Origin of the sequence: Amycolatopsis sp. WAC 04169 (assembly GCF_003947535.1) — a bacterium.
In the GTDB taxonomy this organism is placed as follows: Bacteria; Actinomycetota; Actinomycetes; order Mycobacteriales; family Pseudonocardiaceae; genus Amycolatopsis; species Amycolatopsis keratiniphila.
The window spans coordinates 410,117-428,830 of record NZ_QHJI01000001.1; the positions used below are offsets into that span (position 1 = coordinate 410,117).

The following is an 18,714-nucleotide window of genomic DNA, read 5'->3' on the forward strand; positions in this document are numbered from 1 at the left end:
GCCCGTTCACCACCCCAGAAGGAGACACCATGGCCAACACCGTGACGGTGACCGACAAGACGTTCGTCGACGACGTGCTGACGAGCGAGAAGCCCGTCCTGGTCGACTTCTGGGCGACCTGGTGCGGCCCGTGCAAGATGGTCGCCCCGGTGCTCGAGGAGATCGCGGCGGAAAACGGCGAGAAGCTGACCATCGCGAAGCTCGACATCGATGCGAACCCGAACACTGCGCGTGACTACCAGGTGATGTCGATCCCGACGCTGATCCTGTTCCAGGGCGGCAAGCCGGTGAAGCAGATCGTCGGCGCCAAGCCGAAGGCCGCGTTGCTCTCGGACCTCGCCGACGTCCTCTGATCTCGCGTTTCACCTGCCGAAACCCGGGGCCTGCCCAGGCTCCGGGTTTCGGCTTTCGCCGGAATGGGTAAAACTCCCTGTTACGGGAACGCCTGGACGAGTTCCACGAACGGCGACTTGACGCACCGACCGGGCCTCCGCGCTCACCGAGAGTTCACAGGGCACAATAGAGCACCGGGGTTCGCCCCGCAGGGTTTTCATAGTCGTGCATCGAGCTCGATCGGTGCCCCAAAGGGAAGAGCGAGGAGTGCATGCGGGTACTCCGCCGCGGTGACGCCGGACCGGACGTCGCCGAGATCAGGTCCACGCTGGCGGCGATGGAGCTGCTCCCGCCGGTGACCGAATCCGGGGAGTACGAGGTCTTCGACACGGCGATGGAACATGCCGTTCGAGCGTTCCAGCAGCGCCGTGGGCTCATCACCGACGGTCTGGTGGGCCCGGCGACCTATCAGGCGCTTCGCGGCGCGGGCTTCCATCTGGGCAGCCGTCCGCTGACCTACATGTTCTCCGCCCCCATGCAGGGTGACGACGTCTTCGCGCTCCAGGAGCGGCTGACCGAACTCGGTTTCGACGCCGGCCGCCCGGACGGGCATTTCGGCCCGCAGACCGAACGCGCGCTCAAGACCTTCCAGCGCGACATGCGCCTGGTCGCCGACGGTATGTGCGGCCCGGCCACCATCCGTGAGCTGCACCGGCTCTCCTCGCCGCGTGCCCGCGGCGGCCGCCCCGTTTTCCTGCGTGAGCAGGAGCAGGTGCGGCAGGCGGGCCCCCGGCTGCGCGGCAAGCGCATCGTGATCGACCCCGGCCACGGCGGCGAGGACCTCGGCGTCGTCGCCGGCGGCCTGCGTGAGGCGGACATCGCCTGGGACCTGGCGCGGCGGCTCGAAGGCCGGATGCAGGCGACCGGCATGGAGGCGCTGATCTCGCGCGGCCCGAACCAGAGCCCGAGCGAGGGCGACCGGGCGAAGTTCGCGAACGAGGCGGGCGCCGACCTGTTCCTTTCGCTGCACAACGACAAGAACCCCTCGCCCAAGGCGCAGGGGGTCGCGAGCTTCCACTTCGGCACCGGCAACGGCACCACGTCGACCGTCGGCGAGCTGCTGGCGGGCTTCATCCAGCGTGAGCTGGCCGCCCGCACCGGCATGCTCGACTGCCGCACGCACTACAAGACCTGGGAGATCTTCACCCGCACCCGCTGCCCGGCGGTGCGGATCGAGATCGGCTACCTGACCAACCCGGAAGACAGCCGCAAACTGGCGGACCCGTCTTTCCGCGACGTCGTCGCCGAAGGCATCCTGGTCGCCGTGAAGCGGCTGTATCTGCTCGGCGAAGGGGACCAGCCGACCGGCACGTTCACCTTCGCGGACGTCCTGGCCCACGAACTCGCCAAAGCGGAGTAGCCAGTCCTCCACACCCGCACGCGGGCGCACATCCCTCTGCCGAAGCCCTCGGCACAACCGGTTGTGTGCCCCCTCGGCCGAGCACGCCACCCCTAGATCCACCCGGCGCGCAGCCCCCGCCCTTCCCGGGGGGCGTCCCCAGGTCCAGCCTACCCATCCACAGATTTTCCACCGCTCCTATCAGCGATCTGTGGATAACTCGGCGGGTTACCCACAGCTGTCCCCAGGCCGGGGGATGGCTGCTGCGCGCGCTCGAAAACTCTGCTAAATGGCGCCGACGGAGAAGGTCAGGCGCGGCCCAGGCTCGGCTCGGCCGTCGTGATGGAGACCTGGCCGAGCAGCCGCTCGAGGGCCGCCTCCACGTCTTCCTTCCACGAAATCGCCGACCGCAGTTCCAGTCGCAGCCGCGGCCACCGCGGATGCGGCCGCACGGTCTTGAACCCGACGCTCTGCAGGAACGCGGCGGGCAGCACACAGCTGTGCCCGCCGTCCGGATCGGTCTCTTCGGGCTTGGCATCCCCGAACGCTTCGATCGCGCGGACACCGCGTTTGGTCAGATCCTTCGCGACGGCCTGCACCAGCATCCGGCCGAGTCCGCCACCCTGGAATTCGGGAAGCACCTGGAAGGCGGTCAGCAGGACCGCGTCCGGGCCGGGAGGCGAAGTCGGGAAGGCCAGCGAGCGCGGCACGGCGTTCGGCGGCGCGTAGAGCACGAAACCGACGGGCAAGGTGTCGCTGTAGACGATCCGGCCGCAGGAACCCCACTCCAGCAGCACGCTGGAGACCCAGGCTTCCTTTTCGACCTCGGTCGCGCCGTATTCCTCGGCCTGCGCCTTCATATGCGGCGCCAGCTCCCAGTACACGCAGCGGCGGCAGCTCTTGGGCAGGTGCTCGAGGTTGTCCAGGGTTACGCCCACGACGCGACGCGACACAGACAAACCTCCCTGAATGACGACACCCGACGCAGCCTTGTCCCGAGCAGGGCTTACCGAAGGGGTCCAACCCGAGGATAGGCCGATGTGATGAACACCGGAAGGCCAGGGCCCCTAGAGGGAGGGTGGTTACACTCGATGGAACTACCAGTCGGTAGCGACTATGTCCACTTCGAAGCCGGGTGAAGCGCCTGATGACCGAGAATCGCCCTGTCCGGCCGGAGCCCGGCCGCCACAACCTCGACCCTCACCTCGACCGCTACGCCGCGCGTACGGCCGGGATGACTGCTTCCGAGATCAGGGCGTTGTTCGCGGTGGCCAGCCGCCCCGAAGTGGTATCGCTCGCCGGCGGGATGCCGAACCTCGCAGCCCTCCCGCTGGACACGCTGTCCGCGCAGGTCGGCGAGCTCATCGCCGAGGACGGCCTGGTCGCGCTCCAGTACGGCTCGGCGCACGGCGTCCCCGCCCTGCGTGAGCAGATCTGCGAAATCATGGCCCTCGAGGGCATCAAGGCCCACCCGGACGACGTCGTCGTGACGGTCGGCTCCCAGATGGGGCTCGACATGGTCACCCGGCTGTTCTGCGATCCGGGCGACGTCATCATCGCCGAGGGCCCGTCGTACGTCGGCGCGCTCGGCTCCTTCGCCGCGTACCAGGCGGATGTCGTCCACGTCGCGATGGACGACCACGGCCTGGTCCCCGAGGGACTGCGCGCCGCGCTCGCGGAGACGCGGAAAGCGGGCCGCCGGGTCAAGTTCCTCTACACGATCCCGAACTTCCACAACCCAGGCGGCGTCACGCTGGCCGTCGAGCGGCGCGCGGAGATCGTGGAGATCTGCCGCGAGAACGACATCCTCATCGTCGAGGACAACCCGTACGGTCTGCTCGGCTTCAGCGGTCAGACGTACCCGGCGCTCCGCTCGATCGACCCCGACAACGTCGTTTACCTGGGCTCTTTTTCGAAGACGTTCGCCTCGGGCCTGCGGGTCGGCTGGGTGCTCGCACCCCACGCCGTCCGGGAGAAGCTCGTGCTCGCGGCCGAGTCCGCGACGCTTTGTCCGCCGACGCTAAACCAGTTGATCGTGTCGCGATACCTCTCGACGCACGACTGGATGGGTCAGATCAAGACTTTCCGCGAAAACTACCGGGAGCGCCGGGACGCGATCCTGTCCGCACTCGAACAGCACATGCCCGCCGGTTGCAGCTGGACCAAACCCGATGGCGGTTTCTACGTCTGGATGACCGTCCCCGAAGGCGTGGACACGAAGGCGATGCTGCCAAGGGCCGTCACGGCCCGGGTCGCGTACGCCTCCGGAACCGGTTTCTACGCCGACGGTTTCGGCAGCAGACAGCTTCGTCTTTCCTACTGCTACCCGACACCCGAACGGATCCGCGAAGGCGTCCGGCGGCTCGCCGCGGTGCTCGAGTCCGAAATGGACTTGGCGCGTACCTTCGGTAACGCGAGCCCACGCTCGATTTCGGGGCCGCAGAACCCCTCTCCGGACACGGTCTGATCGACCGGACGTCCCCAAAGTACAAAGGAGTCCCGGTGGTCGACCGCACCGTTGCCGTACTCGCAGGCGGCCTTTCCCACGAACGCGACGTCTCCCTCCGCTCCGGACGCCGGCTCTCGGTCGCGTTGCGGGCGGAAGGTCTCATCGTCGAGGAATGGGACACCGACGCGGGTCTGCTCGAACGTCTTCGCTCACAGCGGCCCGACGCGGCCATCGTCGCCCTTCACGGTGGTGAAGGGGAGAACGGTGCGGTGCAGACGATCCTGGAGATGCTCGACGTGCCTTACGTCGGCACCAGTTCGCGGGGCTGCCGGCGCGCGTGGGACAAGCCGACGGCCAAGGCGCTCGTCGCCGACGCGGGCTTCACCACGCCGGACTGGGTCGTGCTGCCGCACAGCACCTTCCGCGAGCTCGGCGCGCAAGCCGTGCTGGACTCGATGGTCGACACGTTGGGGCTGCCCATGATCCTTAAGCCCGACCAGGGTGGATCGGCGCTGGGCGCCCAGGTCGTCAAGGACGCCGCGGAAATGCCCGGCGCAATGGTCGGCTGCTTCGCCTACGGCGACACCGTCCTCGCCGAGAAGTTCGTTTCCGGCGTCGAGGTGGCCGTGACGGTCATCGAAGGCGAAGAGGGACCTGAGGCCCTGCCGGCGGTCGAAATCGTGCCTGAGAGCGGCGTGTACGACTACACCGCCCGCTACACCGCCGGGCTGACCGATTTCTTCACCCCCGCGCGGATCCCCGACGACGCCGCGAAGGCGGTCGGCGAGCTGGCCGTCGCCGTGCACCGGCAACTCGGGCTTCGCGACATCTCCCGCACCGACGCGGTGATCACCGAAGACGGCACGGTCCACTTCCTCGCGGTGAACCCCTCGCCGGGTCTCACCGAGACGTCGATCGTGCCGGTGGCGATCGAGGCGGCCGGCTCCACCCTCGGCTCGGTCTTCGCCGACCTCGTCGGACGGGCGATTTCCCGCAAGAGCTGAATCGGATTCGCGGAAGGGGACTTGCCCGGCGTGGGCGAGTCCCCTTTTTCTATCGCCGGGCCACGACGACGATCTCCCCGGTGAAGTTCCCTCGTTCATCGCGGGTCGGACTTTAGAAGCGGACGAAGGGGAGGCCGGTCATCGCCGGGGCCATCCACGCACCCACGACAACAGCTCTTCGTCGCGCAGGGAGTCGATCACGACATCGGCGGGGAAGTCCTGGTGCTTCAACGTGGGCACCCCGATGACGGGCACGCCGGCCGCTCGCGCCGATCGGAGGCCGGTCATGGAGTCCTCGAACGCCAGTGCGTCGGCAGGCTCGACGTTGAGGAGGGCGCAAGCGGTCAAGTACATCACCGGATCCGGCTTCGGCGCGGTCACCTCGTCGGCGGCCAGTTTCACGGGAAACATTTCCGCGAGGCCGCCGCGAGCGAGTGCGGCGTCCAGCAGAGCTCGGGGCGAGTTGCTCGCGACGGCGACCGGTACGGCGGCGGCGGTCAGTACGACCAACTCACGCGCGCCGGGCATCGCCTCCGCCTTCGCGGTGACGACCTCGGTCACCAACCTCAGCAACTCGTCCGCGATCTCGGCGCCGGCATCCGGTTCCCCGAACGCCTCCGCCATCGCGTCGGCGGCGGCCGGGAGCGACTTGCCGATCACCAACGCCTTCTCGTCCGTGCCGAAGGGGAGCCCGCGCCGATCGAACAGTTCGGTCTCGGCGACGGACCAACACGGCTCGGTGTCCATGAGCAATCCGTCGCAGTCGAAGACGACCGCGCGCGGATTTCGACCGCCGAAAAGCGTCTTCACCCTTGCCCCCAGTTCAAGCACGTAGCGTTATCGAACCATCAGCACTCAGCTATCGTCACCGTGACAAAACGACCCGGGGTGATCCCTAATCGGTTTCCGGTGTCTGATTTGCCTGATTTTGATCCATGAGCGCCACGATGCGTTCAAGATCGTCAACAGAGCCGAATTCGAGCGTGATCCGCCCCTTGCGACGACCCAAGTCGACCTTCACGCGGGTGTCGAACCGGTCCGAAAGACGGTTCGCCAGTTCCTGGAGGCCGGGCGCCTGGATCGGCTTGCGGGGAGCGGGCTTCGGCTTGGCCGGCTTTTCGCTCTTTTTGAGCGTGACGGCTTCCTCGGTCGCGCGGACCGACATGCCCTCCGCGACGATCCGCGCGGCGAGCTCTTCCTGACTGTCGGCGTCCTCGAGAGACAGCAGCGCTCGCGCGTGGCCCGCCGAAAGCACCCCGGCCGCGACCCGTCGCTGGACCGCGAGAGGGAGTTTGAGCAAGCGGATCGTGTTCGTGATGACCGGGCGGCTGCGCCCGATCCGGCTCGCCAGCTCCTCGTGCGTGACCGCGAATTCGTCGAGCAGTTGCTGATACGCGGCCGCCTCTTCGAGCGGGTTGAGCTGAACGCGGTGGATGTTCTCCAGCAGCGCGTCGCGCAGCATCGCCTCGTCGGCGGTCTGGCGGACGATCGCCGGGATCGCCTCCAGCTCCGCCAGCTGCGAGGCACGCAGCCGCCGCTCGCCCATGACGAGCTCATACTCGTCGTTGCCGAGCTCGCGGACCACGATGGGCTGCATGAGCCCGAACTCGCGGATCGAGTGCTCCAGCTCGTTGAGCGCGTCCTCGTCGAAGACCTGCCGCGGCTGCTTCGGGTTCGGCTTGATCTGGCTGACCGGCACCTCGCGGTAGACCGCGCCGGCGACCGTTCCGCCGTGCGAACCGGCCGCGCCGTTGGCCGCGAACCAGCCCTTGTCCTCCGGCCCCGCGGGCTTGCTCGGGGGAGCGGCGGGGACGGGGGAGCCGTTCTCGGCCGGAGCCGCGGAACCCGGCGGCGGACCGGTGGGGATCAGGGCGGCGAGCCCGCGCCCGAGCCCCCCTCTGCGCTCGCTCATGCCGTACCGCTCCTTTCCTTCATCTCCACTCCGCGCTGGGCGATCTCCTTCGCCGCGTCCACGTAGCTCATCGCGCCCCGCGAACCCGGGTCGTACGCGAGGACGGTCTGCCCGTATCCGGGCGCTTCGGAGACCTTCACACTGCGCGGGATCACCGTCTTGAGAACAGTGTCCCCGAAGTGGTTCCGGACCTCGTTCGTCACCTGATCGGCCAGCTTCGTCCGGCCGTCGTACATGGTGAGCAGAATCGTGGAGACGCTGAGTTCGCGGTTCAGGTGCGCCTGAACGAGCTCGATGTTGCTCAGCAACTGCCCCAGACCTTCGAGCGCGTAGTACTCGCACTGGATCGGGATCAGCACCTCCTGCGCGGCGACCATCGCGTTGACGGTCAGCAGACCGAGCGACGGCGGGCAGTCGATGAAGACGTAGTCGACGCCGATCTCGTCGAGGATCTCGGACGAAAGCGCCTCCTTGAGCCGCATCTCGCGGGACGCCATGGAGACGAGTTCGATCTCGGCACCGGCGAGGTCGATGGTCGCGGGCACGCAGTAGAGGTTGGGCGACTGCTCGCTCTGCGCCGCCGCCTCGGCCAGCGACACCTCACCGATCAGCACCTCGTAGATCGACGGCGTGCCGGATCGGTGGTCGATGTCGAGCGCGGTGCTCGCGTTGCCCTGAGGGTCCAGGTCGATCACGAGCGTCTTGAGCCCGTGGACGGCGAGGGCGGCGGCGAGGTTCACCGTGCTCGTCGTCTTGCCGACGCCGCCCTTCTGGTTGGCGACCGTCAGCACTCGCCGGCGGTTCGGCCGGGGGAGCGCACCCTCCTTGGGGTGCAGCACGCTGGCGGCGCGGACGGCTTCTTCGGCGATGGGCGTCCAGCCGAGTTCCTGGCCGGCGCTCGCAGGGTCGGACGGCGGGGGAGTCACCGGTCTCGAGCCTCCTCTGTAGTGGACGTGAGAGTCGTTCTGCGTTGTTTCACGTGGAACCGGTCTAGCTACGCCTGCGCGATCGAGACGGTTTCGGGGGCAGACGGTGGATCACGACGACCGTGCTCGGAACCTCGAGCACCTTGATGCCGCACTCGAAGACTTCCGGTTCGCCGCCGCCGGCCTTCCGGACGTCGGCGCGATCGCGTTCGATTTCCTCTCCAGCGCTCGCTCCTTTGAGGGCGACCAGAGCGCCTTGGGAACGCACGAGCGGGAGGCACCAGTTCGCGAGCCGGGCCAAGGGAGCGACCGCCCGGGCGGTGACGACATCCGCGCCACCGAGCTCCTCACGTACCTGCCGCTCTTCCGCGCGCCCGCGGACAACGGTGATGGGGAGTTCCAGCTTCTCGGCAACCTCGGCCAGCCAGTCGACCCGGCGAGCCATCGGTTCGAGCAGAACGATATCGAGGTCCGGTCGGCTGATCGCGAGCGGTACACCCGGCAGCCCCGCACCCGAGCCGACGTCGACCACGCGGGCGCCATCCGGGATCCGCTCACCGATCACGGCGGAGTTGAGGACGTGCCGCTCCCACAAGCGATCGACCTCACGGGGGCCGATGAGCCCGCGCTCGACGCCATGCCGTTCCAGGAGTTCGACGTAGCCGGCGGCTTGCTCGACGCGGTCTCCGAATACTTCCGACGCCGCATTCCGTACCGATGCGGCGACCCCGTCCAAGCCCACTCTCGCTCCTCAACCCTCGACGCCGTTTCACGTGAAACGCGCTCCACTGATTGTCCATGACGCCGACTGCAAAGCGGGGAGACAGTCCGAAGTTGTGGACAACTCCACTCGGCTTCCCCCGTTTCACGTGAAACCCCACGGCTGTAATTCACCCCGGACACAAGAAGCGGCCCGCCGGATGACCGGCGGGCCGCTTCGTTCGAGTAACCGTCAGGCGGGGAAGATGACGACCCGGCGCTTCGGGTCCTCTCCTTCGCTCTCGCTCTTGACGCCGTCGACGGCGGCGACCGCGTCGTGCACGACCTTCCGCTCGAACGGGCTCATCGGCTGAAGCCGGACACGCTCGCCGGACGAGACGACCGTCTCCGCGGTCGAGCGGCCGAGCTCACGGAGTTCCTCGCGGCGGTCCGCGCGCCAGCCCGCGATGTCCAGCATCAGCCGGCTCCGCGAACCGGTCTCCTGCTGCACCGCCAGCCGGGTCAGCTCCTGCAGCGCCTCGAGGACGGTGCCGCGGGGACCGACGAGCTTCTCCAGGTCCTCGCCGCCGTCGATGCTGACGATCGCGCGGCCCGCTTCGACATCGAGGTCGATGTCGCCGTCATAGTCCAAAAGGTCGAGCAGCCGCTCGAGGTAGTCACCGGCGATGTCGCCCTCCTTCACGAGGACGTCGTCGTCGACACCTCCCTTGCGAGCGGTCTCTTCAGCGGCGCCCTCAACGTCGGCCGCGCTGTTCTCCTCGGCGTCGATCGTGTCGATCGTCTCCGCCATTACTGGTCTCCTCTCCGGCCCGGTCGGCGTCAGCGACGCTTCCGGCCCGATTTCTTAGTCGAGTCCGAGATGAGACCGGGCACGTCCGCACCGTTCTCCTTCGAGCCGTTCGTCGACGACTCGGCTGTTGCGTCGTTGGCGTCCTTCTTCTCCGCGGCGGACGATCCGGTCTGGGCGAAGCCGTGCGGCGAGCCCGCCTTCTTGACCTGACCACCGGAGGACGGCTTGTTCTTCTTCTGCTGGACCGGCTTCTGACCGGGGCGCGGCGCGGTCGGCTTCTGGCCGGGCTTCGGGCCGAGGTTGGAGCGCTTCTCCTTCTCGGCGGCCTTGCGGGCCTCTTCTTCCTTGTCGATCTTCGTGTAGACGAGACGCTGCTGCATCAGGGTCCAGCCGTTGTTGGCGAGCCAGTAGATGAGCAGACCGATCGGGAAGAGGGCACCGAAGATGAGGACACCGAGCGGGAAGATGTACATCGTCAGCTTGTTCATCATCGCGGTCTGCGGCGTGGCCGACTCGGGGTTCTGGCGCTGGACCGAGTGACGCGCGGTGAGGTGCGTGGCGATGCTGGCGACGATCATCAGCGGGATCGCGACCGGGGCGACACCCCAGTGGAAGCCGGTCGCCGCGTTGCCGCCGCTGACCATGTCGACACCGGTGTAGATGGCGTCACCGAGGTTGGTGCCGAACAGCTTCGCGTGAACGTACGACTCGACGCCCGCCTTGTCGAAGAAGTAGTTCTCGGTCTTCTCGCCGCCGTACGGGTTGATGGTGAACATCCGCAGGACGTGGTTCAGACCGATGAAGACCGGGATCTGAAGCAGCATCGGCAGGCAGCTGCCCAGCGGGTTGACGCCGTGCTCCTTTTGGAGCTTCTGCATCTCCATCGCCTGGCGCTGCCGATCGTTCGCGTACTTCTTCTGGATCTTCTTCATTTCCGGCGCGAAGTCCTGCATCTTCTTCATCGACCGGACCTGGTTCACGAACGGCTTGAACATGATGCCGCGGACCGTGAACGTGAGGAAGATGATCGCGAGGACCCAGGAGAACGCGTTCGCCTCGCCGAACACGAACCCGAAGACCTTGTGCCAACACCACAAGATGAAGGACACAGGGTAGTAGATGAAGTCGAGCACTGAGCTACTCCTCGATCGGTGTTTCAGGTCGGCGATGGCGCCACGAGAACGTCTCGGGTACCGGGTCGCGGCCGGGCATGGTCCACGGGCCACAGCGCAGCAGACGCCGGACCGCGAGATAGGTGCCGCGGCCGGCGCCGTGCCGGGTCAGTGCCTCGACGGCGTACGCGCTACAGCTCGGGTAGAACCGGCACGCCGGAGGAAGGAAAGGCGAGATCGCCTTGCGGTACAGCTTGATGGGCAGGAGCAGCACCCATGCCACCGGGCCTGGGCGGGCGTCTTCGGTGGTCTCGTTCTCGGTGGCTCGCATGCCGTTACACCGCTGATCCGTGGTCGGGGGGTCGCGTCTGGCGGGACAGCCCGAGACGCCGCAACGACGCGTCGAGATCCGAGCCGAGTTCCGCGCTGGACGCGTCCGCGGCCGGAGGTAGTGCCCGTATCACCAACGAGCTGCCCGGCGGCAGTGTTCCGATCCTGGCGGAAACGAGGTGCCTCAACCGGCGGGTGACCCGGTGGCGGACCACCGAATTGCCCACGGCCTTGCTCACCACAAAACCCGCCCGCGCCGCTTCGGCGGCATCGGGCGGGTCCGTGGTCAACGCATGGACGACGAGGCGGCGCCTGCCTGCCTTGGCCCCACGCCGCATCACGGCACGGAAATCCTCACTGCGCCGCAACCTCGCGGCGGCCGGCAGCACGACGTCCCTCGACGACGGCCGGATCAGGCGGACAGCGCGCCGCGGCCCTTGCGACGACGAGCCGCCAGGATGGCCCGGCCGGCGCGGGTCCGCATGCGCAGCCGGAATCCGTGGACCCGGGCGCGGCGGCGGTTGTTCGGCTGGAAGGTGCGCTTACCCTTGCTCACGACTAACTTCTCCTGTTTCTCGGCCGCCGGGAACGGTTCGACCCGTTCCTGGCGTGTCGTGCTGACGCACGGCAGTCTCTGGTGTCTCCTACCAACGTGTGGCCTCGTCACGTCGAGCGACGACAACGTGGGCACGCGAAACGCCCCCGCTGTATACGGGAGACCTTACGAGGGTACGCACCCACCGCCCGGGCCCGGCAGGCACCCCCTCGACCACGGACCGCGACCGTACGTGGAGAGTGATCACCGGCGACGCGAGGGCATCGAATGGCAACACGCCGTACACCGTGAAATGCTTGCGCGCGAGGACGCCTTGTGGCAACGAGCGGGGCTTGTTAGCGTGCCCCTCCCGGGTTTTCGCCGAGGTGGAACGGTGCAGGCGCCCGGGTGTCCTTGGGGATGTGGAGGCGTCCCGTCGGCATACGACGATCCCGCAGGTGGCGTCACCGCGGGCCGCCGTACATTAGTGCACAGCTGTGGACAACTATGTGGATATTTGCTGTGCGCACGAGCCGACCGGGCCATGATGACGCTCGACCCGGCGTTCGGGCCGCTGAGTGATCTCGCCGCAGCGCACCGACGAGGGGAGGGGAGTCAGGCAGGTGTCCGATCACCAGCACAATCTTGGCGTCATCTGGGAACAGGTCGTGCGCGAGCTGTCCGATGGCACCCTCTCCCCGCAGCAGCGCGCCTGGATGCGGGTGACCCGGCCGATCGGCCTGCTCGACGGCACCGCGCTCCTCGCCGCCCCCAGTGACTTCGCCAAGGAAGCGATCGAACGCGCCCTGCGCGGCGCGATCACCGAAGCCCTCTCGCGACGGCTCGGCCGCGCGGTCTCGCTCGCGGTGAAGGTCGACAGCACCGAGCCCCACACTTCGATGCCCCCGCCCTCGCCAGGGCCTCGCTACGAACCGACGTCACCCAGCCGGGTGGAAAACGGGTCCGGCCCGGTGTCGGGTACTCCTCCGCTGCCCGAGGGTGACGGCATGCTGTCCCCGACCAGGCCCCGGCCCGAGCCTCCGAAGCCGAGGCCGCCGCGGCAGCAGCCGGTGGACAACAGCCTCAACGATGGCGATGACAGCGATGAAGAAGTCGACGAAGAGGGCGAGGCCCTCGCCGCCGTGACCGAGATCTGGCCGACGTTCTCCGGTCAGCCGATCGCGGGCCAGCCCTACACCGCGCCGGCGCAGCCGCAGACGTCGAAGACGAAGCTCAACGAGAAGTACACGTTCGACACCTTCGTCATCGGTGCGTCGAACCGTTTCGCGCACGCGGCCGCGGTCGCCGTCGCCGAAGCACCGGCGCGCGCGTACAACCCGTTGTTCATCTGGGGAGAGTCCGGGCTCGGGAAGACCCACCTGCTGCACGCCGTCGGGCACTACGCCCAGCGGCTGTTCCCCGGTATGCGCGTGCGGTACGTGTCGACCGAAGAGTTCACCAACGACTTCATCAACTCGCTGCGCGACGACCGCAAGGTCGCGTTCCAGCGCCGCTACCGCGACATCGACATCCTGCTCGTCGACGACATCCAGTTCCTGGAAGGCAAAGAAGGTACGCAGGAAGAGTTCTTCCACACCTTCAACACCCTCCACAACGCGAACAAGCAGATCGTCGTCTCCTCCGACCGCCCGCCGAAGCGCCTCGAAACACTGGAAGACCGGCTTCGCACGCGGTTCGAGTGGGGCCTCATCACCGACATCCAGCCGCCGGAACTCGAAACGCGTATCGCGATCCTTCGCAAGAAGGCGGCGCAGGACCGGCTCGCGGTTCCCGGCGAGGTCCTGGAGTTCATCGCTTCGCGCGTCGAGGCGAACATCCGGGAACTCGAAGGCGCGCTCATCCGCGTCACCGCCTTCGCGTCGCTGAACCAGCAGCCGGTCGACGTTGCCCTCGCCGAGATCGTGCTCCGGGACCTCATCCCGGATTCGCACGCGCCGGAGATCACCGCGCCGACCATCATGGGCGTCACGTCCGAGTTCTTCGATGTGACCCTCGACGATCTCTGCGGCCCCGGCAAGACGAAGGCGCTCGCGACCGCACGCCAGATCGCGATGTACCTCTGCCGCGAACTGACCGACATGTCGCTCCCGAAGATCGGGCAGACCTTCGGCGGCCGCGACCACACCACCGTCATGCACGCGGACAAGAAGATCCGCAAGGAGATGGCCGAACGACGGCGCATCTACGACCAGGTCCAGGAGCTGACCTCCAGGATCAAACAGCGCGCCCGCCAGTAATCCTCTGGTACACAACGCCTTTCAGGGGCTCTCACCGTCCAGGTGGGAGCCCCTTCTTCGTGTCCACATAGGCCTGAAACGCGTGTAGAGCCGCGAAGCACGGGTACATGAGAAGAAGCGGCGAAGGCCGCGAAGGAGGCGAAGCGCGCTTCAGTCCCCTTCGCATTTTTCCTTGTGTACAAAGGAATCCACATGCTGTGGGCAGCTTGTGCACAACTCCCGCGGGCCGGAGAGCTGCGGCGACCGGGATTCCGTCCACATCGCGCTCACAGGCAATCCACAGCATTTCCACACCAAGATCCACACGCTGTCCCCAGGTTGCCCACATCTTGTGCACAAGGGTGATGCAGGCTGCACAGATCACTCTCCCGAGCGATTCCGGTCACGAACGCCGCCCACAACCCTGGGTACAAACCGCCCCGCGACTGGGGATAACCGTGGGGACAACTGTGGATGACTGTGGACAGATCGAGCGCCGCCCGAATCCATCCACGGACGTCCCCAGCTGTCCACCGTCCGTACACACCCGGAGTCCACAGGGTCGGAGGCGGCCGGACCTGCGCGAACGAGCCTTGTCCACACAATCCACAACACCTATTACTACTGCTGTCTTTTCTTCTTCTCTAGAAGAGAACAAAACAAAAACAGGCGAAGGACGAAGTTGGGGACAGCTCCAGAGCCGTGTCGTCTTGTCGACAAAAGCAAGGGGAGGCCGAGGTGACGCGGACCCCGGGGACGGCCTAACGTGGGTCCCTGCACCTGGTCTGCGTGTCGACGTGCGTTCGCGTCCTCGCACGGACCGAACACACCTGCGAGGCACCTGGCCATCGCGCTCTCCGGCCGAGGTGACCCGTTGAGCTTTCGAGCCGTCAGGGGCTCGGCTGTCGAAAGGAAGCGCGCATGAAGATCCGCGTCGAGCGTGACGGGCTGGCCGACGCCGTCGCGTGGGTGGCGAGAAGCCTCCCGTCGCGGCCTCCGGTCCCGGTTCTGGGCGGTGTCCTGCTCGATGCGGGATCCGACGGGACGAGTGACGCCCTCACCGTCTCCGGATTCGACTACGAGGTCTCCGCCACGGTCGGCGTCCCGGCCACCATCGCCGACGGCGGCCGCCTCCTGGTCTCCGGCCGTCTGCTGGCCGACATCACCAAGTCACTGCCCGCGCAGCCCGTCGAGATCTCCGTCGACGGCGCCCGCGCGACCATCACCTGCGGGTCCGCGCGCTTCTCCCTGCCGACCATGCCGGTCGAGGACTACCCGCAGCTCCCGTCCCAGCCCGCCTTCGCCGGCGAGCTCACCGGTGACGCGTTCGGCCAGGCGGTCACCCAGGTCGTCGTCGCCGCGGGCAAGGACGACACCCTCCCGATGCTGACCGGTATGCGCCTGGAGATCTCCGGCTCCTCGCTGACCCTGGTCGCCACCGACCGCTTCCGGCTCGCCATGCGCGAGTTCACCTGGGAGCCGGCCGAGGGGCTGTCCGACGCCGCCGTGCTCGTCCCGGCGCGCACGCTCGCCGAGGCCGCGAAGACGCTCGGCGCCAGCGGCTCGAAGATCCGCCTCGCGCTCGCCAGCGGTGAAGGCCTTCTCGGTCTCTCCGGTTCCGGTCGCTACACCACGACCCGCCTCCTCGACGCGGAGTTCCCGCCGTACCGGCAGCTGCTGCCGGCGCAGCACACGTCGCGCGCGGTCATCGAGGTCTCCGCGCTCGCCGAGTCCATCAAGCGTGTTTCGCTGGTCGCCGAGCGTGGCACCCAGGTGCGGCTGGAGTTCAACGACGGTTCGCTGCGGCTTTCCGCCGGTGGCGACGACGAGGGTTCGGCCGAAGAAGAGCTTCAGGTCGACTACGAGGGTGAGCCGGTGACCATCGCGTTCAACCCGGGTTACCTCGTCGACGGGCTCGGCGCGCTGAACGCGAACCGGGCGGAACTGACGTTCACCACCCCGAACCGGCCGGCGCTGATCAAGCCCGCCGACGAGGAGGGCAACGTCGTCCCCGGCTACCTGTACCTCCTGATGCCGGTTCGCCTCCCGGGCTGACCGGCCTCCACTTCTGTTCGCACCAAAGGGGATCTTCATGGCTCAGCTGGGACTCATCGGCCTCGGCAAAATGGGGTTCAACATGCGTGAGCGGCTGCGCGCGGCCGGTCACGAGGTGGTCGGCTACGACCGCAACCCCGACGTCACCGACTCCACCTCACTCGAGGACATGGTGTCCAAACTGGACGGTCCGCGGATCGTCTGGATCATGGTGCCCGCCGGTGAGCCGACGCGTCAGACCGTCGCGGAGCTCGGCAACCTGCTGTCCGAGGGCGACCTCGTGATCGACGGCGGCAACTCGAAGTACACCGACGACCGGATCAACGCGGATCTGCTCGCCGCGAAGAAGATCGGTTACCTCGACTGCGGGGTTTCCGGTGGCGTGTGGGGCAAGGACAACGGCTACGGCCTGATGGTCGGCGGCGCGGCTTCGGACGTCGAGAAGGCCATGCCGATCTTCGACGCGCTTCGCCCCGAAGGCCCGCGTGACGAGGGCTTCTCGCACGCCGGCGCCGTCGGCTCCGGTCACTACGCGAAGATGATCCACAACGGCATCGAGTACGGCATGATGCAGGCCTTCGCCGAAGGTTTCGAGCTGCTCGAAGCCGCGAAGGTCGTCGAGAACGTGCCCGCGGTGATCAAGGGCTGGCAGCGGGGGACCGTCGTCCGCTCGTGGCTGCTCGACCTGCTCGTCCGCGCGCTCGACGAGGACCCGGAGCTGGACGACCTCGAGGGCTACGTCGAGGATTCCGGCGAAGGCCGGTGGACGCTGGAAGAGGCGATCAACAACGCGGTCCCGGCGCCGGTCATCTCGGCCGCGCTGTTCGCACGGTTCGCCTCGCGCCAGGAGGACTCCGCCGCCATGCGGGCCGTCGCCGCGCTGCGCAACCAGTTCGGCGGGCACTCGGTCAAGAAGGCCGGCGACTAGGCGAGCGGGTTGTATTTAAGACATCTGCAGGTCACCGACTTCCGGTCCTGGCCACAAGCCGATCTCGCGCTCGAACCCGGCCCGACCGTCCTCGTCGGACAGAACGGCCGCGGCAAGACGAACCTCCTGGAGGCGATCGGCTACATCGCGACCCTGGGCTCGCACCGCGTCGCGACCGACGCGCCGTTGGTGCGGCACGGGTGCGAACGCGCGCTGATCAGGGTCGCGGTGGTCAACGAGGACCGCGAGCTGACGGTCGAGCTGGAGATCACGCCCGGCAAGGCGAACCGCGCGCGGGTCAACCGCGGCGCGGTCGGCAAGCCCCGCGACGTGCTCGGGATCCTGCGCACGGTGCTGTTCTCCCCGGAGGACCTGGCACTCGTGCGCGGGGATCCCGGGGAGCGCCGCCGCTTCATGGACGAGCTCCTCGTGCTGCGCGCTCCCCGGTACGCCGGGGTCCGCGCCGATTACGAGAAGGTGCTGAAGCAGCGGAACGCCCTGCTCAAGACGGCGGGTAAGCGGCGCACGGGGCGCGAAGACCCGTACGCGTTGTCGACGCTCGACGTCTGGGACGACCACTTGTCGGTGGCGGGGGCCGCGTTGCTGGCGGCCAGGCTCAACCTGATCGCCGACCTCGCGCCGTACGCGGCCTCCGCGTACATGGGGGTCGCGCCGGACTCGAGACCGGCGAAGATCGCGTACAAGTCGAGCCTGGGCGAAGCGATGCCAGAGGGCTACGGCACTCCGGACGGACCTCGCGCCGACCAAGCGGTCCTCAAGGAAGTGCTGGTCGAGGCCCTGAAACGGTCGCGGAACCTGGAGCTCGAACGCGGGGTGAGCATGGTCGGCCCGCATCGGGACGAGCTCGATCTCATCCTCGGCGAAGCGCCTGCGAAGGGCTACGCGAGCCATGGGGAGTCCTGGTCGTTCGCCCTCGCGTTGCGTCTGGGAAGCTACGAGCTCCTGCGTGGCGAGGCCGGGGAACCGGTGCTTCTGCTGGATGATGTGTTCGCCGAGCTGGACCGGCGTCGCCGGGCCCGGCTGGCGGAGGTGGCGGCAGGCGCCGAGCAGGTGCTGGTGACCGCCGCCGTGGACGAGGACGTGCCCGCCGAACTGGCTGGACACCGCTTCCTCGTGGCCGATGGTGAGATCAACCGAGGGTGAGTCCGCGCGGCGGACACCCCGGGTGATCGGCGCCACAGCAGTTGCCCACCGATCTGGGGACAAACCTGTGGACAGTGTGGATAACACCGTGAACGCGTTATCGCCCCGCGTGACCAAGGGGCCTGATAAGCGGCTTGACACCCCTCACCCGGGTGGTAACCCGAGTGAGGGAGCCTTGTTCGATACGCGGAGTGATCGCCCCTCGGTATCGAACGGCTCAACCGATACCGAAAGCAAAGAGCCGACTACGGGTCGTGATCTCGCTCGTGCGGCTCTGGACGCCGCGAAGGCCAAAGCGAAGGCCCGCGGGGTTGAACCGGGTGTGCGCCGCGGCCGTATCACCGGAGGGGGAGCCGCTTCGGTCGGCCAAAGCCCGCGACGTCGTCGCTGGTCAGGGCCGGGCGCCGACGCCCGCGACCCGCAACCGCTCGGCAGGCTCGCCTCCAGGATCGCGGTCGACCGCGGCTGGAACACGCGGCTGGCCAACGGTCAGGTCTTCGGAAGCTGGACGCGCCTGGTGGGTGAAGAGGTCGCCGAACACGCTCAGCCGGTGGCCTTGAAGGACGGCGAGCTGACCGTCCGCGCGAGTTCGACGGCGTGGGCGACGCAGCTTCGCCTGCTTCAGGGGCAGCTGCTGGCGAAGATCGCCAAAGGCGTCGGGAACGGCGTGGTGAAGAAGATGCGGATCCAGGGGCCGACGGCGCCGAGTTGGCGGAAAGGGCCGCGGCACGTCCCGGGACGCGGCCCGCGTGACACGTACGGCTGACCCGAGTTGCGCTTCGCCGCGACAGTGCCCATTAAAGCGCCTAGAACGCGCCCA

Annotated in this window: 19 protein-coding genes; 9 read left to right on the plus strand and 10 right to left on the minus strand. The window is 67.7% G+C overall.

The annotated features are described in order from the left end of the window. The first annotated feature begins 29 nt into the window (after window positions 1-29). Both trxA and DMC61_RS01970 read left to right on the plus strand, forming a co-directional pair. Complete coding sequence (gene trxA / locus DMC61_RS01965; RefSeq protein ID WP_007032253.1) at window positions 30-353, plus strand: thioredoxin; 324 nt, start codon at window positions 30-32, stop codon at window positions 351-353. Between the two features lie 251 nt (window positions 354-604). Next, window positions 605-1,753 carry an N-acetylmuramoyl-L-alanine amidase gene (locus DMC61_RS01970; RefSeq protein ID WP_125686337.1) on the plus strand — a complete coding sequence of 383 codons (1,149 nt, stop codon included), beginning with the start codon at window positions 605-607 and terminating at the stop codon, window positions 1,751-1,753. Window positions 1,754-2,040: 287 nt separating this feature from the next. On the opposite strand, the gene DMC61_RS01975 is transcribed toward DMC61_RS01970, so the two are convergent. Beyond that, window positions 2,041-2,685, minus strand: coding sequence for an N-acetyltransferase (locus tag DMC61_RS01975; protein ID WP_093937688.1), 645 nt, complete (start codon window positions 2,683-2,685; stop codon window positions 2,041-2,043). A gap of 194 nt (window positions 2,686-2,879) precedes the next feature. Here DMC61_RS01975 and DMC61_RS01980 point away from each other — a divergent pair, with 194 nt between their 5' ends. Both DMC61_RS01980 and DMC61_RS01985 read left to right on the plus strand, forming a co-directional pair. After that, entirely contained in the window at window positions 2,880-4,199 is a 1,320-nt protein-coding gene (locus DMC61_RS01980) for a PLP-dependent aminotransferase family protein (protein ID WP_043849273.1), read from the plus strand. Window positions 4,200-4,234: 35 nt separating this feature from the next. Beyond that, the gene (locus DMC61_RS01985) at window positions 4,235-5,185 is read left to right on the plus strand and encodes a D-alanine--D-alanine ligase (protein ID WP_125686339.1); all 951 of its coding nucleotides are present in this window, start codon (window positions 4,235-4,237) and stop codon (window positions 5,183-5,185) included. A 138-nt stretch (window positions 5,186-5,323) separates the two neighbouring features. On the opposite strand, the gene DMC61_RS01990 is transcribed toward DMC61_RS01985, so the two are convergent. The 9 genes from DMC61_RS01990 to rpmH form a co-directional block, all read right to left on the minus strand. Then, complete coding sequence (locus DMC61_RS01990) at window positions 5,324-5,995, minus strand: HAD family phosphatase (RefSeq protein WP_125686341.1); 672 nt, start codon at window positions 5,993-5,995, stop codon at window positions 5,324-5,326. An 85-nt stretch (window positions 5,996-6,080) separates the two neighbouring features. Then, window positions 6,081-7,097, minus strand: a complete 1,017-nt coding sequence (locus DMC61_RS01995; protein ID WP_125686343.1) for a ParB/RepB/Spo0J family partition protein — start codon at window positions 7,095-7,097, stop codon at window positions 6,081-6,083. After that, window positions 7,094-8,023, minus strand: a complete 930-nt coding sequence (locus tag DMC61_RS02000) for a ParA family protein (RefSeq protein WP_016338354.1) — start codon at window positions 8,021-8,023, stop codon at window positions 7,094-7,096. The genes DMC61_RS01995 and DMC61_RS02000 overlap by 4 nt, the downstream gene beginning before the upstream one ends. 64 nt (window positions 8,024-8,087) lie before the next feature. Then, entirely contained in the window at window positions 8,088-8,765 is a 678-nt protein-coding gene (gene rsmG / locus DMC61_RS02005; protein WP_125686346.1) for a 16S rRNA (guanine(527)-N(7))-methyltransferase RsmG, read from the minus strand. Window positions 8,766-8,975: 210 nt separating this feature from the next. Next, window positions 8,976-9,533: a R3H domain-containing nucleic acid-binding protein gene (locus tag DMC61_RS02010; protein ID WP_125686348.1), complete on the minus strand. Its 558-nt coding sequence runs from the start codon at window positions 9,531-9,533 to the stop codon at window positions 8,976-8,978. A 29-nt stretch (window positions 9,534-9,562) separates the two neighbouring features. Next, window positions 9,563-10,666 carry a membrane protein insertase YidC gene (yidC, locus tag DMC61_RS02015; RefSeq protein ID WP_125686350.1) on the minus strand — a complete coding sequence of 368 codons (1,104 nt, stop codon included), beginning with the start codon at window positions 10,664-10,666 and terminating at the stop codon, window positions 9,563-9,565. Between the two features lie 4 nt (window positions 10,667-10,670). Next, window positions 10,671-10,976 (minus strand): membrane protein insertion efficiency factor YidD, encoded by a 306-nt coding sequence (yidD, locus tag DMC61_RS02020; RefSeq protein ID WP_016338357.1) that lies wholly within the window; start codon window positions 10,974-10,976, stop codon window positions 10,671-10,673. 4 nt (window positions 10,977-10,980) lie between these two features. Then, complete coding sequence (gene rnpA, locus DMC61_RS02025; RefSeq protein ID WP_037333978.1) at window positions 10,981-11,364, minus strand: ribonuclease P protein component; 384 nt, start codon at window positions 11,362-11,364, stop codon at window positions 10,981-10,983. Between the two features lie 23 nt (window positions 11,365-11,387). Further along, entirely contained in the window at window positions 11,388-11,531 is a 144-nt protein-coding gene (gene rpmH, locus DMC61_RS02030) for a 50S ribosomal protein L34 (protein WP_005154511.1), read from the minus strand. Window positions 11,532-12,133: 602 nt separating this feature from the next. Between rpmH and dnaA the strand changes: the two genes are divergently transcribed. From dnaA to DMC61_RS02055, 5 genes are all read left to right on the plus strand, one after another. Continuing rightward, window positions 12,134-13,768 (plus strand): chromosomal replication initiator protein DnaA, encoded by a 1,635-nt coding sequence (gene dnaA, locus DMC61_RS02035; protein ID WP_038507005.1) that lies wholly within the window; start codon window positions 12,134-12,136, stop codon window positions 13,766-13,768. 900 nt (window positions 13,769-14,668) lie between these two features. Continuing rightward, on the plus strand, window positions 14,669-15,802 hold the full coding sequence (gene dnaN, locus DMC61_RS02040; RefSeq protein ID WP_016330460.1) for a DNA polymerase III subunit beta: 1,134 nt from the start codon (window positions 14,669-14,671) through the stop codon (window positions 15,800-15,802). 37 nt (window positions 15,803-15,839) lie between these two features. Further along, window positions 15,840-16,730 carry a phosphogluconate dehydrogenase (NAD(+)-dependent, decarboxylating) gene (gene gnd, locus DMC61_RS02045; RefSeq protein WP_016330461.1) on the plus strand — a complete coding sequence of 297 codons (891 nt, stop codon included), beginning with the start codon at window positions 15,840-15,842 and terminating at the stop codon, window positions 16,728-16,730. 9 nt (window positions 16,731-16,739) lie between these two features. Continuing rightward, a complete protein-coding gene (gene recF / locus DMC61_RS02050; RefSeq protein WP_016330462.1) occupies window positions 16,740-17,894 on the plus strand; it encodes a DNA replication/repair protein RecF in 1,155 nt (384 codons plus the stop codon). 274 nt (window positions 17,895-18,168) lie between these two features. After that, window positions 18,169-18,660 (plus strand): DciA family protein, encoded by a 492-nt coding sequence (locus tag DMC61_RS02055; RefSeq protein ID WP_043848481.1) that lies wholly within the window; start codon window positions 18,169-18,171, stop codon window positions 18,658-18,660. Window positions 18,661-18,714: the final 54 nt, after the last annotated feature.

What these genes read in the sequence shown, in the direction of transcription:
- trxA (WP_007032253.1), top strand. Translation starts at nt 30, where the DNA reads ATGGCCAACACCGTGACGGTGACCGACAAGACGTTCGTCGACGACGTG.
- DMC61_RS01970 (WP_125686337.1), top strand. Translation starts at nt 605, where the DNA reads ATGCGGGTACTCCGCCGCGGTGACGCCGGACCGGACGTCGCCGAGATC.
- DMC61_RS01980 (WP_043849273.1), top strand. Translation starts at nt 2,880, where the DNA reads ATGACCGAGAATCGCCCTGTCCGGCCGGAGCCCGGCCGCCACAACCTC.
- DMC61_RS01995 (WP_125686343.1), bottom strand. Translation starts at nt 7,097, where the DNA reads ATGAGCGAGCGCAGAGGGGGGCTCGGGCGCGGGCTCGCCGCCCTGATC.
- DMC61_RS02010 (WP_125686348.1), bottom strand. Translation starts at nt 9,533, where the DNA reads ATGGCGGAGACGATCGACACGATCGACGCCGAGGAGAACAGCGCGGCC.
- yidD (WP_016338357.1), bottom strand. Translation starts at nt 10,976, where the DNA reads ATGCGAGCCACCGAGAACGAGACCACCGAAGACGCCCGCCCAGGCCCG.
- dnaN (WP_016330460.1), top strand. Translation starts at nt 14,669, where the DNA reads ATGAAGATCCGCGTCGAGCGTGACGGGCTGGCCGACGCCGTCGCGTGG.
- gnd (WP_016330461.1), top strand. Translation starts at nt 15,840, where the DNA reads ATGGCTCAGCTGGGACTCATCGGCCTCGGCAAAATGGGGTTCAACATG.